Annotated in this window: 7 protein-coding genes and 1 pseudogene; 4 read left to right on the forward strand and 4 right to left on the reverse strand. The window is 64.2% G+C overall.

Going from position 1 to position 12,958, the window contains the following annotated elements; all coding sequences use genetic code 11:
* Window positions 1-102: 102 nt before the first annotated feature.
* From PCJ21_RS11115 to PCJ21_RS11125, 3 genes and pseudogenes are all read left to right on the forward strand, one after another.
* Window positions 103-408 (forward strand): annotated as a pseudogene (locus tag PCJ21_RS11115) (patatin-like phospholipase family protein); the annotation flags it as partial.
* Window positions 409-662: 254 nt separating this feature from the next.
* Window positions 663-1,793, forward strand: a complete 1,131-nt coding sequence (locus PCJ21_RS11120) for an efflux RND transporter periplasmic adaptor subunit (RefSeq protein ID WP_269931459.1) — start codon at window positions 663-665, stop codon at window positions 1,791-1,793.
* 3 nt (window positions 1,794-1,796) lie between these two features.
* The gene (locus PCJ21_RS11125) at window positions 1,797-4,970 is read left to right on the forward strand and encodes an efflux RND transporter permease subunit (protein WP_269931460.1); all 3,174 of its coding nucleotides are present in this window, start codon (window positions 1,797-1,799) and stop codon (window positions 4,968-4,970) included.
* A gap of 239 nt (window positions 4,971-5,209) precedes the next feature.
* On the opposite strand, the gene PCJ21_RS11130 is transcribed toward PCJ21_RS11125, so the two are convergent.
* A complete protein-coding gene (locus PCJ21_RS11130) occupies window positions 5,210-6,397 on the reverse strand; it encodes an MFS transporter (protein ID WP_269931461.1) in 1,188 nt (395 codons plus the stop codon).
* A gap of 356 nt (window positions 6,398-6,753) precedes the next feature.
* Here PCJ21_RS11130 and PCJ21_RS11135 point away from each other — a divergent pair, with 356 nt between their 5' ends.
* Window positions 6,754-7,563: an SH3 domain-containing protein gene (locus PCJ21_RS11135; RefSeq protein WP_269931462.1), complete on the forward strand. Its 810-nt coding sequence runs from the start codon at window positions 6,754-6,756 to the stop codon at window positions 7,561-7,563.
* A gap of 143 nt (window positions 7,564-7,706) precedes the next feature.
* Here PCJ21_RS11135 and pyc read toward each other — a convergent pair whose 3' ends face one another.
* The 3 genes from pyc to PCJ21_RS11150 form a co-directional block, all read right to left on the reverse strand.
* Complete coding sequence (gene pyc / locus PCJ21_RS11140) at window positions 7,707-11,165, reverse strand: pyruvate carboxylase (RefSeq protein WP_269931463.1); 3,459 nt, start codon at window positions 11,163-11,165, stop codon at window positions 7,707-7,709.
* A gap of 192 nt (window positions 11,166-11,357) precedes the next feature.
* Window positions 11,358-12,473 carry a branched-chain amino acid ABC transporter substrate-binding protein gene (locus PCJ21_RS11145; protein ID WP_269931464.1) on the reverse strand — a complete coding sequence of 372 codons (1,116 nt, stop codon included), beginning with the start codon at window positions 12,471-12,473 and terminating at the stop codon, window positions 11,358-11,360.
* Between the two features lie 135 nt (window positions 12,474-12,608).
* Window positions 12,609-12,956 (reverse strand): DUF6867 family protein, encoded by a 348-nt coding sequence (locus PCJ21_RS11150; protein ID WP_269931465.1) that lies wholly within the window; start codon window positions 12,954-12,956, stop codon window positions 12,609-12,611.
* Window positions 12,957-12,958: the final 2 nt, after the last annotated feature.

Consider the following 12,958-nt stretch of genomic DNA (forward strand, 5'->3'; position numbering starts at 1 on the left):
CTACCCTCAAAAGGAGCAGACATGAACGCCATGACTGGAAACGGCACGGCGGAGGAGACGAAACCGATCAATATCGCGCTGCAGGGCGGAGGCTCGCACGGAGGTCGGCTTCCGCAAGGCGAGTTCCGCGACATGCGCATGCACCGGATCGATGCCGACGAAGCATTCGAGGATCTCGTTCCGTCCTCCAAGATCAACGCCGAATGGGCCTTCCTCGAATACTTGCGCGACCTCGGCCGCACCGCAGCCAGCGACTGGCTGGAAGACAACTTTGATTCGGTTGGCGAGAGCGCCACACTCGACCTGTCCGGGCAATTCGACGATGGCATGAAGCCGATGCGACAGCCCTCGGCCGGACGCCGCGTTCGGGAGTTTCTCGCCAGTCGGACCAGGCCGGCGGCTGCTTGAGTCACAACCAGCCCGCGAATTTGCTGGGTTTTCGCTGCGCAACCGCAGCGTGCTGACTCTTCCTGCCAGTTTTGTCAGGATGATGTACCGATTACTTTTTCTGACTGTTTCGCGCGGCACATTTGGAGTAGAAGACGCCCTTCCCCCGCTTTGCCCCCGCGGCGGATTGAATGCGGCATTGCGCGCTACCATATCGGGACGACGCGCCAAGCAAGATGGCGGTGAGCCGTAACCGTCCTTAACGGATAACGACAATGTCGAAGATTAGGTTCCATAAGCTTGCAGCCTTGGTCGTGCTCGTCGCTTTTGCGGCCTGGATGGGCACCGGCAAATTTTCGTCGGTAGGCAGCGCACAGACCTCACCCGAAGAGAAACCCGCCAATGTCGAGCAGCCGAAGGCGCCGTTGCGCACGGTGATGGTGGTCACGCCACCGCGCGTCGAACATGCTCGCGCCATCCGTGTTTCGGGCCAGACCGAGGCAGACAAGCGCGCCACGCTTGCCACACGTGCCGCCGGCATCATCGCCGAACTGCCGGCCAAGCAGGGCCAGCACATCAAGCAGGGCGATCTCGTCCTGATGCTTGACGCCGAGGAAAAGACCGCCGCGGTTGAGACCGCTCGAGCTACCCTCGACGAGCGTCGCGGCTCGTGGGAAGCCACGCAGAAGCTGGTCAAGTCGGGCAATACGCCGAAGCTCCAGGCCGATGCGGTGTGGTCGGCCTTCACGCTGGCCCAGAGCCAGCTGCAAGCCGCTGAGGCAGAGCTTGCGCGCAATCAGGTCAAGGCGCCGTTTGACGGCGTCGTCGACAAGGTCAGCGTCGAAATGGGCAGCTCGGTCATGCAGGGAGCCGAAGTCGCAACGATCCTCAGCCTCGATCCCATCCTCGGCAAGGGCGAGATTTCCGAGCGCGACCTGCACTACGTCAAGATCGGCGACGAAGCTGAAGTCAAGCTGGTCGACGGCAAGGTGGTCAAGGGCACGCTACGCTACATCAGCCGCGATGCCACCGCACAGACCAGGACCTTCCCGGTCGAGATCGCCATTCCGAACGGCGATGGCGCCATCCCCGCCGGCATGACGGCCGAGATCACCGTGCGTGCCGAGCCGATCGACGCCGTGATGCTGCCGCGTTCCGTGGTAACGCTGGGCGAAAACGGCGACCTTGGCATCCGCGCTGTCGACGCCTCGTCGAAGGTGGTTTTCTATCCGATCGACCTCGTAGACGACACCCAGGACGGCCTCGTTTTGGGCGGCATTCCCGCCGATGCGAAGATCATCATCGCCGGCCAGGACCTGGTGAAGGAGGGCGACCAAGTCAACGCCCAGCCCGCCAGCGAAGCCGTCATCCAGAAGCTCACAAAAGACGCCACCGGGACGCTTTAACCCATGGACATCGTCAAGCTTGCGATCCGCAATGCGCGGCTGACCCTGTCGGTCCTGCTGTTTCTGGTCATCGCCGGTGCGCTTTCGTACCGCGCGGTGCCCAAGGAGGCAGAGCCGGACGTCGCCATTCCGATCATGTATGTCAGCCTGATCTATCAGGGCATTTCACCCGAAGACGCCGAGCGGCTGCTTCTGAGGCCGGTTGAATCGCAGCTCAAGAGCCTGAAGGGGCTCAAGGAGATGCGCTCCAACGCCTTTCAGGGCGGCGCCAACGTCATCGTCGAATTCGATCCGTCGACCGACCTCAGCGACGCGCTGATCGACACCCGCAACAAGGTGCAGGATGCCAAGCGCGACCTGCCGGCGGGCGTCGAGGAGCCGACGGTCAACGAAGTCAACCTGTCGGAATTCCCGGTTCTGGTCGTCACCCTGTCGGGCGACGTGCCGGAACGGGCGCTGACGGTCGCCGCCAAGAAACTGCGCGACCAGATCGAGGAAGTTCCGGGCGTGCTGGAAGGCACGCTGCAGGGCTCGCGTGACGAACTCGTCGAGGCGATCATCGACCCGGTCAAGCTGTCGTCCTACGGGCTCCAGCTCGACCAGCTGATCCAGGGCATCAGCCAGTCCAACAGCCTGGTTGCCGCCGGCGCGATCGAAGGCTCCGAGGGCAAGTATGCCGTCAAGGTTCCGGCGCTGATCGAAACGCCCGAGGATGTCGCGCGCCTGCCTGTCGTGGCAACGCCCAATGCCGTCGTCCGCGTCCAGGATCTCGCCACTGTGCGCTCGACGTTCAAGGACGCCGAGACCATCACGCGCCTAGACGGCAAGCCGGCCATCGCGATCGAGGTCAAGAAGCGCATCGGCGCCAACATCGTCGAAACCATCGACGGCGCGAAGGCCGTGGCCGATGCATTCGTCAAGACTGCGCCAGAGGGCATGCAGGTCACCTACACGCAGGACAAGTCGGTCTTCGTCAACCAGCTTTTGACCGACCTGCAGAACCACGTCCTGATCGCCGTCATCCTGGTCTTCATCGTCATCCTCTACGCGCTGTCGGGTCGTGCCTCGCTGCTGATCGGCCTGGCCATCCCGTCGTCGTTCCTGATGGGCATCCTGGCCTTGGCGCTGATGGGCTACACGATCAACATGATCGTGCTGTTCTCGCTGATCCTTGCGGTCGGCATGCTCGTCGACGACGCCATCATCGTCACCGAGTTCGCCGAGCGGCGCATGTCGGAAGGCATGCCCAAGGAAGAGGCGTTCGAGCTGGCGGCCAAGCGCATGGCCGGCCCGGTCATCGCCGCCACCATGACCCGCATCGCGGCATTTTCGCCGCTGCTGTTCTGGCCCGGCATCATCGGCGACTTCATGAAGTATCTGCCGATCACGCTGATCGTGACGCTGGCGGCGTCGATGGCCTATGCGCTGATCTTCGCGCCGACGCTTGGCGCCCTGTTCGCCAAGGCCCCGGCCCACACCGAGGAAGACCACAAGGACGGCACCTACATGGCCGTCGTCAAGAAGGCCGTGCGCTTCCCGGTCACCGCCCTGGTGCTGACGGTCGCGCTGCTCGTCGGCGGCACCTACGCCTATGTGAAGCTTGGCAACGGCGTCGAGTTCTTCCCGACCGTCGAGCCCGACTACGGCCTGCTCTATGTCCACGCCCGCGGCAACCTCTCGCTCGAGGAGATGGACGCAGCCACGCGCGAGGCCGAAAACCGCATGCTGGGCTGGCCGGGCATCAAGTCCGTCTACACCCGCTCGGGCAAGACGCGTGGCGGCCAGGACATCCCCGAAGATGTCGTCGGCGTGATCCAGTACGAGTTCGTCGACTGGCGCGAACGCAAGTCGGCGCACACCATCCTCGATGAGTTGCGCACCGCGATGGCCGGCATTCCCGGCGTCGACGTCGAGGTGCGCGTGCCCGACGCAGGCCCGCCGACCGGCAAGGCGATCCAGGTGCAGTTGTCCGCGGTCGACCCCACCGGCCTCAACGACTACGCCAAGCAGGTCGCCGCTGCGGTCGCCAAGGTGCCCGGCGTCATCGACATTTCCGATGGCCTGCCGCCGCCCGGCATCGACTGGGCGCTGGAAGTCGACCGCTCCAAGGCCGCCCAGTACGGGGTCAGCCCGACCGCTGTCGGCACCGTCGTCCAGCTGGTGACGACAGGTCTCAAGCTGACCGACTATCGCCCGGCGGGCGCCGACGACGCCGTCGACATCCGCCTGCGTTTGCCCGAGGACCGCCGCACGCTCGCAGCCCTCGACCAGTTGCGCATCGTCACCCCGCAGGGTTCGGTGCCGATCTCCAACTTCGTCTCGCGCAAGCCCGAACTGACCGTCGGTATCCTCAACCGCATCGACGCCAAGCGCACGATCACGATCCAGGGCAACGTCGCGACCGGCTACCAGGTTGCGGCGGTGCAGGCGGAAGTCAGCAAGGCCGTCAGCGAGATGGCCCAGCCCGGCATCGACTGGAAGCTGGCCGGTTCGAACGAAGACAGCGCCGAGGCCAGCGCCTTCCTGGGTAATGCCTTCGGCGCGGCGATCTTCCTGATCTTCATCGTGCTTCTGGCGCAGTTCAACAAGTTCACCAGCGTGATCCTGGTGCTGACCTGCGTGGTCATGGCGACCGTCGGCGCCCTGCTCGGCATGCTGCTGACGGGACAGTCCTTCGTCATCGTCATGTCCGGCATCGGCATGATCGCGCTGGCGGGCGTGGTGGTGAACAACAACATCGTGTTGATCGACACCTACGACCGGCTGCGCGAGGAAGGCTGGAACAAGACCGACGCGGTGCTGCAGACCTGCCGCGAGCGTGCGCGCCCGGTGGTGCTGACCGCACTGTCGGCGATCCTCGGCGTGCTGCCGATCGCCTTTGGCCTTGGCTTGGAAATCTTCCATCACGAGACGACGATCAATGCGCCGTCGACGCAATGGTGGATTGCCTTGTCGTCGGCGATTGTCTTCGGCCTGTCCTTTGCCACCGTGCTGACGCTGGTGGTGACGCCGGCGATGCTGATGGTGTTCACGCGTGAAAAGCGGAAGCCAGGTCAGCGCAGCTGGTTCGGCAACATGTTCAGGTGGGGCCGGGAGCGCTTCTCGCGCGACACCGGCATGCCGCCTGCGCCAAAGCACGACGCGCCTGACGTGGCCTTCCCCAAGGCCGCCGAATAGCCGGCACGCGCAAACCGGATCAAGGGCCGCCCGAAACGCCGGGCGGCCTTTTGCGTTCAGCTTTTGGAAACAGGGAATCCGGGGCTTGATCCATGACATTGACGACACTGCTGCTCGTCATCCTGATCCTGATCCTGATCGGCGCCATACCGCGTGGCCGCACTCGCGCTCGTGGGGCAACGGCCCCTCCGGCAGCGGCCCTCTCCGCAGCTGTCGCGGCGCTTGAGAGGATGTACATCCTATTCGGCGGGCGCGGCCTGCGACATCGGCTTGAAGTCGGCGTGACGGGCAAGCCCCGCCATCAGGCTGACGACGACAAGCAGCCCCGAAAGCGTGACGAAGATCGGCGCGAAGCCGGTGCGCTCGGCGACGAAGCCGATGGCCGAGGGCGCCACGAGGATACCGGAATAGCCCATGGTCGTGACCACGCTCATGCCGATGTTCGACGGCACGCCGGGCTGGTTGCCGGCAGCGGAGAAGGCGATCGGCACCATGTTGGCGACGCCGAGGCCGCACATCGCGAACGCCGCGATGGCGACCCATGGGCTCGGCGCGAGGCCGGCCGCGAACATGCCCGCCGCGGCAAGCAGCGCCGAAACGCGCAGCGTGTTGACCGCGCCGAAGCGGTTGCGCACGCCGTCGCCAAGGAATCGCATCAACGCCATGATGCCGGAGAACGCGGCGAAGGCGAAACCGGCGGTGGCGATGTCGGCGCCGAGCTCCTGCTGGAGATAGAGCGCGCCCCAGTCGAGAACGGCCCCTTCGGGCACCATCGAAAACAGCGCCATGATCCCGACCAGATAGATGGTGGGCAGGCGCGGCAGGCGGAAATGACGATGCTCAAGCGCCACCGGCTTGTCTTCGCCGACGAGGTGGCGCAGCGCGAATGCCGACATCGCAGCGGCAGCGATGGTAACGAAACCGGCATGCGCCAGATAGCCGAAACTCTGGATCAGAATGCCGCCGATCGCGCCGCCAGCGAAGCCGCCAAGGCTCCAGAAGCCGTGCGAAGACGACATGATGGCGCGGCCGAGCTTCTTTTCCACCGCCACCGCATTGGCGTTCATCGCCACGTCCATGGCGCCAATCGAGCCGCCGAAGATGAACATGGTGATCGCCGCCAGCCAGACATTGGGCGCAAGCGCCACCAGCAGCAGCGCGAACACCACGACCCAGGCAAAACCGACCACCACCGGTCGTGAACCACGCTTGGTCATCAGGTAGCCCGAAACCGGCATGGCGGTCAGCGCACCGAGGCCGAACACCAGGATCAGCATGCCGAGGATGAACTCGCTGATCCCGAGGCGGCCGAGCAGCAACGGGATCTGCGTCGCCCAGCTGCCGGTGACGAAGCCGTTGATGAAGAAAGCGGCGGCGACTGCCCAGCGGCCGCGCCTGGCGATGTCGGAGGCGTTGATGGCGTTCATAGGTTGCGGCTCCTAGCATAGCGGCGCTGCCGCCGAAATCGATTTCAGGCCGCCGCACATACTTCAGATTCAAACGGCTGGCACGCCGTTGCCCAAGGCGGTCGATGAATGGCCTGATCGACACAACTTTAAATCGATTGAAATTGACGTCAACCCGAAGCTGGGCACATCGATTGGGCCAACGGTTAACCAAGGTTAATTTCTGCCCGAATTCCGTCCAATAGCCGATGTAGGCGAATTCCGAGGAACCGCGGCGGAACAGGCAACACTTCCGCTCGCACGCATTTGCAGCATGTCTTGGGTTGGGGGTCGATGCCGGCTGGCAGCCGGATCGCATCGTTGTGGAGTTTTGTACCATGAATACCCCCGCGTTCCCTGCTGTCGCGACTGGCGGCACGCTTGCGCTGCACGGTCAGCTCAGCAGCCTGTCGCCGTCCCGTTTCCTGGCCTCTCGCACAGCGGTCATCGCTGCTGGCTGCATTGCCGCCGTGGCCATCGTCGCTGCCGGGTCACTCTGGCCGGCAACTGCCCCAACCGACCCGACGCAGACTGCGGCCGTGCCTGTGCAGCACGCAACAGTCGACACCACTGCCGCGGTCAGCGCCGACGCGTCGGCAGGCGCCGGCGACACCGTCGCCACCAAGCAGGCGCGCCAGCCCGCGCCCGTCATGCGTGAAGCAGAGGTCCTGCCGGTAACGACCTCACGCTTCGAGAACGTGGCGGCTTCCGGGCCAGACGAGCGCACCGGCCCAGGCTCAGGCCTGGGGACCTTTGTCCAGCCAGCCATCCCCTCGACAGTTGCCGGGATTGCCGAGGGGTTGCGCGGCTCGATCGACGTCCAGGTGGCGGAGAGCGAGGCCGAGGTGGCGATGCTTGAGGCGTCGACCGGCATGATCGACCCATTGGCGAGCGGCGAAGCTGCGGCACTGAACGGCCCGCTGCCCGCTCTTCGTCCTGCCAAGGCGGCCAAATACGCCAATCTGCGCGATGGTCCCGCTGACGAGTCGAATGTCATTCTTGTCGTGCCGGCGAATGCCGCAATCGAGGCCGAAACCGACTGCAACTGGTGCACAGTCGTCTACAACGGCCAGCGCGGCTTCATGTACAAGAGCCTGATCCGCCGCAGCGTGGCCGAGGAAGCCTCGAGCGGCCAGGGGCTGTTCTAGAGCAATCCCAGGAAAAGTGTGACGCGGTTTTCCGTTCGGAATTGCGTCAAAACAAGGAGATAGAGCGTTTTCGCGATCCGAAGAAAAGCGAAAATGCGCTAAGGCTGGCGCGCCGCACGTTATGACGCGCGGCACATCTGCAATCAGCCGTAGACGACGAGCAGATCCTTGGCGTCGATCTGGTCGCCGGCACGCACCAGCACCTCGGCGATGGTGCCGTCGCGCTCGGCGTGCAATGCCGTTTCCATCTTCATCGCCTCGATCGACAGCAGCACGTCGCCGGCCTTGACCGGCTGGCCGGCCGCAACCGCGAGCGTCGAGACCACCCCCGGCATCGGCGCGCCGACATGGGTGTCATTGCCCGCCTCTGCCTTGCGCCGGACTTTGGAAGCCAATGCGCCATGCGCCCGATCAGGCACCTTGACGCGGCGCGGCTGGCCGTTGAGTTCGAAGAACACCGTTACCATGCCTTTTTCGTCGACATCGCCGACGGCCAGGCAGCGGATGACCAGCGTCTTGCCCTTTTCGATGTCGACGAAAACCTCATCCTCGGGCTTCATGCCGTAGAAATAGGTCGGCGTCGGCAACACGCTGACCGGGCCGTAGTTCTCCTGCGCGCCGACAAAGTCGGTGAAGACCCTGGGATACATCAGCCACGAGGCGAACTCGTTTTCGCTCATCTTGCGGCCGAGCTTGCCCTCGATGTCCTTGCGGCTGGCCTTGAGGTCGGCGGGCTTGAGCAGCGAACCGGGGCGGACGGTGATCGGCTTCTCGCCCTTCAGCACTTTCTTCTGCAGCGCCGCCGGCCAGCCACCCGGCGACTGGCCGAGGTCGCCGCGCAGCATCGACACGACCGAGTCCGGGAAGGCGATGTCCTTGGCCGGGTTCTCGACGTCGGCGACACTGAGGTCCTGGCTCACCATCATCAGCGCCATGTCGCCGACGACCTTGGACGACGGCGTCACCTTGACGATGTCGCCGAACATCAGGTTGACGTCGTGATAGGCCTGCGCCACCTCGTGCCACCGGGTTTCGAGGCCGAGCGAGCGCGCCTGCTCCTTGAGGTTGGTGAACTGTCCGCCCGGCATCTCGTGCAGATAGACTTCCGAGGCCGGTCCCTTCAGGTCGCTTTCGAAGGCGGCATACTGGTTGCGCACAGCTTCCCAGTAGAACGAGATCCGGCGGATCCAGTGCGGGTCGAGCGCCGGCGCGCGATCCGAGCCGCGCAGCGCCTCGACGATCGAGCCCAGGCAAGGCTGCGACGTATTGCCGGAAAAGGCGTCCATCGCCGCATCGACGGCGTCGACGCCGCTTTCGACCGCCGCCAGCACCGTCGCCGCCGACAGGCCCGATGTGTCGTGGGTGTGGAAATGGATCGGCAGGTCGGTCGCCTCGCGCAGCGCCTTGAACAGTGCCCGCGCTGCGGCAGGCTTGAGCAGGCCGGCCATATCCTTGACGGCGATGATGTGCGCGCCGGCAGCCTCGAGCTCCTTGGCGAGCCCGGCGTAATATTTGAGATCGTACTTGGCGCGGTCAGGGTCGAGCAGATCGCCGGTGTAGCACATCGCGGCTTCGCACAACTTGCCCTCGGCGCCGACCGCATCCATCGACACGCGCATGTTCTCGACCCAGTTCAGGCAGTCGAAGACGCGGAACAGGTCGACGCCGCCGGCCGCAGCCTGGCGCACGAAATGCTGCACGACATTGTCGGGATAGTTGGTGTAGCCCACGCCGTTGGCGCCGCGCAAAAGCATCTGCAACAGGATGTTGGGAGCCGCCTGGCGCACCTTGTCGAGCCGCTCCCACGGGTCTTCGGTCAGGAAGCGCATCGCGACATCGAAGGTGGCTCCACCCCAGCATTCAAGCGACAGCAGTTGCGGCAGCGCGCGGGCATAGGTACCGGCGATCTTGGCGATGTCATGGGTGCGCACGCGCGTGGCAAGAAGCGACTGGTGTCCGTCGCGCATCGTCGTGTCGGTGATCAGCACCGGCTTCTGCGCGCGCATCCAGGCGGCGAACTTTTCCGGCCCGAGCTGGTCCAGCTTCTGCCTGGTGCCATCGGGAACAGGCCCGGTGAACCAGGGCACGACCGGTGCTGCCGCATCCGGATTGGGCGCCGCGCGGCCGCGCGTCTCGGGATGGCCGTTGACAGTCACGTCGGCCAGGTAGTTGAGCAGCTTGGTGGCGCGGTCCTGGCGCTTGACCTGGGCGAACAGCTCCGGTGTCGAGTCGATGAACTTGGTGGTGTAGGAATTGTCGTGGAAGGACGGGTGCGTGATGATCGCTTCGAGGAAGGTCAGGTTGGTCGCCACGCCACGGATGCGGAACTCGCGCAGCGCCCGGTGCATGCGCGCGATCGCTTCGTCGGGCGACGGCGCCCAGGCGGTCACCTTTTCCAGCAGCGGATCGTAGAAGCGGGTGATCACCGCGCCCGAATAGGCGGTGCCGCCGTCGAGACGGATGCCGAAGCCCGTCGCGCCGCGATAGGCAGTGATCCGGCCGTAATCGGGGATGAAGTTCTGCTCGGGATCTTCCGTCGTGATGCGGCACTGCAGGGCGTGGCCGTTGAGGCGGATATCGGCCTGCGCTGGCACGCCCGATTCCGCCGTGCCGATGGCGAAGCCGTCGAGAATGTGGATCTGCGCCTTGACGATGTCGATGCCTGTCACCTGTTCGGTGACGGTGTGCTCGACCTGAATGCGCGGATTGACCTCGATGAAGTAAAACTTGCCGGTATCCGCGTCCTGCAGGAACTCGACGGTTCCCGCGCCGACATAGGCGGTGTCGCGGGCCAGCTTGAGCGCATGGCCGCACAGCTCCTGGCGCAGCTCTTCGCTCAGATAAGGCGCCGGCGCGCGCTCGACGACCTTCTGGTTGCGGCGCTGGATCGAGCAGTCGCGTTCGAACAGGTGCACCGCATTGCCGTGCGTGTCGCCGAGGATCTGGACTTCGACATGGCGGGCGCGCTCGATCAGCTTTTCGAGATAGACCTCGTCCTTGCCGAACGCCGCCTTGGCCTCGCGCTTGCCCTCGGTCACCTCGCGGGCGAGGTCGGCCTCGCTGCGGATGGCCCGCATGCCGCGCCCACCGCCGCCCCACGACGCCTTGAGCATGACAGGGTAGCCGACCTGGGCGGCGAGCCTCTTCACCTCCTCCATGTCGTCAGGCAGCGGGTCCGTGGCGGGGATGACCGGCACGCCGACCTCGATGGCCAGATTGCGCGCGGCGACCTTGTTGCCGAGGCGGCGCATTGTCTCGGCCTTCGGCCCGATGAAGGTGATGCCATTTGCGGCGCAGGCCTCGGCGAATTCCGGGCTCTCGGACAAAAGGCCATAACCCGGGTGGATGGCGTCGGCGCCGGACAGCCTGGCGACGCGCATGATCTCGTCGATCGACAGGTAGCTTTCTATCGGCCCCATGTCCTTGGCGAGCCAGGGGCCGCGGCCGACCTGATAGCTCTCGTCGGCCTTGAAGCGGTGCAGCGAGTATTTGTCCTCTTCAGCCCATATCGCCACCGTTTTGAGCCCCAGCTCGTTCGCCGCGCGGAAGACGCGGATGGCGATTTCAGATCGGTTGGCGACGAGGATCTTGCTGATCGGCACGTAAACACTCCAAACACCGGAAATTGAGAAGCGGCGAATGATTAGCGGGAAAATGCTGCAGTGCAACCCAAATCAGAAGTCTTTAAACCGATTTAATTTCCGTAGCGGCAGGGCCGTCATTTATTGCGGACCGGCAAATAAAAATGCCCGGCGCAAAGCGCCGGGCATCTGTCGTAAAACGACGTCGAGAGCTTACTTCTGCGGCTTGTAGGTGTACTTGCCGTCGTCGCCCTTGACCCATTCATACATGATGTAGCCTGGCAGCTTCGGGTCGCCCTTTTCGTCGAAGCCCATCTCGCCGAGCACGGTCGGGAAGGTGTTGGCCTTCATGGCCTTCGCCACTTCCTGCGGATCGGTCGAGCCGGCCTTCTTGGCGGCGTCGGCGATCACCTGCATGGCTGCATAGGAGTACAGCGTGTAGGCTTCAGGGTTGAAGCCGGCAGCGCGGAACTTCTCGACCAGCGCGTTGTTTTCCGGGTTCAGCGTCGGATCGGGACCGAAGGTGTTGAGCGTACCGGCAACCGCGTCGCCGGCGATCGAGGCCAGTTCGTTCGACACGATGCCATCGCCCGAGACGAGGGTTGCCTTCAGGCCCTGGTCAGCTGCCTGACGGATGATCAGGCCGGCTTCGGTGTGCAGACCGCCCCAGTAGATGATCGTGACGCCGGCTTCCTTCATCTTGCCGATCAGCGCCGAGAAGTCCTTGTCGCCGATGTTGACGCCTTCGTACATGACTTCCGTCAGGCCGGCTGTGTTCATCGCCTTCTTGGTTTCGTCGGCGAGGCCCTGGCCGTAAGGCGTCTTGTCGTGGATGACCGCGATCTTGCCGTCCTTGAACTTCTCGGCGAGATATGCGCCGGCGATGGCGCCCTGCTGGTCGTCGCGGCCGCAGGTGCGGAAGGTGTTCCACAGGCCGCGTTCGGTGAACTGCGGGTTCGTCGCAGCCGGGGTGACTTCGAGGATGCCGTTCTCGGCGTAAACTTCCGAGGCCGGGATCGAGACGCCCGAGTTGAAGTGACCGACAACGAACTTGACGCCGTCGGCGACGAACTTGTTGGCGACCGAAATGCCCTGCTTCGGATCGGAGACGTCGTCGCCGACCACGAGCTTGATCTGCTCGCCGTTGATGCCGCCAGCTGCGTTGATGTCTGCAACGGCCTGCTCCGCGCCCTTCTGGAGCTGCGCTCCGAAGGCAGCGTTAGGACCGGTGATCGGGCCGGCCACGCCGACGATGATCTCGGCCCATGCGCTGCCGCTGAAAGCGACGAGCGCCGTCAGCGCAACCGCCGACAAAAGTGACTTCTTCATTGACACACTCCCATTAATTGAGTGGGCGTGGAGTTTCTTTCATGCGATGCCCACCCATATCGCAGAAAGGCGAGTTTGCCGATTTTCCGGCAGTTGTCACGCCGATTCATTGGCGAATCGGCGTCGTAGAACCCCTTAAGTCTTCGCGCGCCAAGAAAGAGGCGACGCCTTTTCATAGAGCCAGTGGTATTGCTTCACCATCTGGTTGGTGCGCGTGTATTTGTAGCCAAGCGTCGCCAACACCAGCAGCACGATAGTATCCACCACGTAGTATTGCAGCGAGAACATCGTGCCGTTGAACAGGGCGTGATGGATGAACCGCACGCCGAGCCCAAGCCCGAGAATGTAGATCAGCAGCTGCGGATAGCTGCGCCAGGTCTGGGCGCAGGCGCGGCCGGTCATCCACGCCGCCCACCCGCCCAAAAGGCAGGTGACGAAAAAGAACTGCCAGATCGAGGGTTCCTCGTAGAGAATACCTTGCATGA

This window comes from Aminobacter sp. HY435, from assembly GCF_027568395.1.
Taxonomy (GTDB): Bacteria; Pseudomonadota; Alphaproteobacteria; order Rhizobiales; family Rhizobiaceae; genus Aminobacter.

Coding starts and splice junctions, on each gene's coding strand:
- PCJ21_RS11125 (WP_269931460.1), top strand. CDS start 1,797: ATGGACATCGTCAAGCTTGCGATCCGCAATGCGCGGCTGACCCTGTCG.
- PCJ21_RS11130 (WP_269931461.1), bottom strand. CDS start 6,397: ATGAACGCCATCAACGCCTCCGACATCGCCAGGCGCGGCCGCTGGGCA.
- PCJ21_RS11145 (WP_269931464.1), bottom strand. CDS start 12,473: ATGAAGAAGTCACTTTTGTCGGCGGTTGCGCTGACGGCGCTCGTCGCT.
- PCJ21_RS11120 (WP_269931459.1), top strand. CDS start 663: ATGTCGAAGATTAGGTTCCATAAGCTTGCAGCCTTGGTCGTGCTCGTC.
- PCJ21_RS11150 (WP_269931465.1), bottom strand. CDS start 12,956: ATGCAAGGTATTCTCTACGAGGAACCCTCGATCTGGCAGTTCTTTTTC.
- PCJ21_RS11135 (WP_269931462.1), top strand. CDS start 6,754: ATGAATACCCCCGCGTTCCCTGCTGTCGCGACTGGCGGCACGCTTGCG.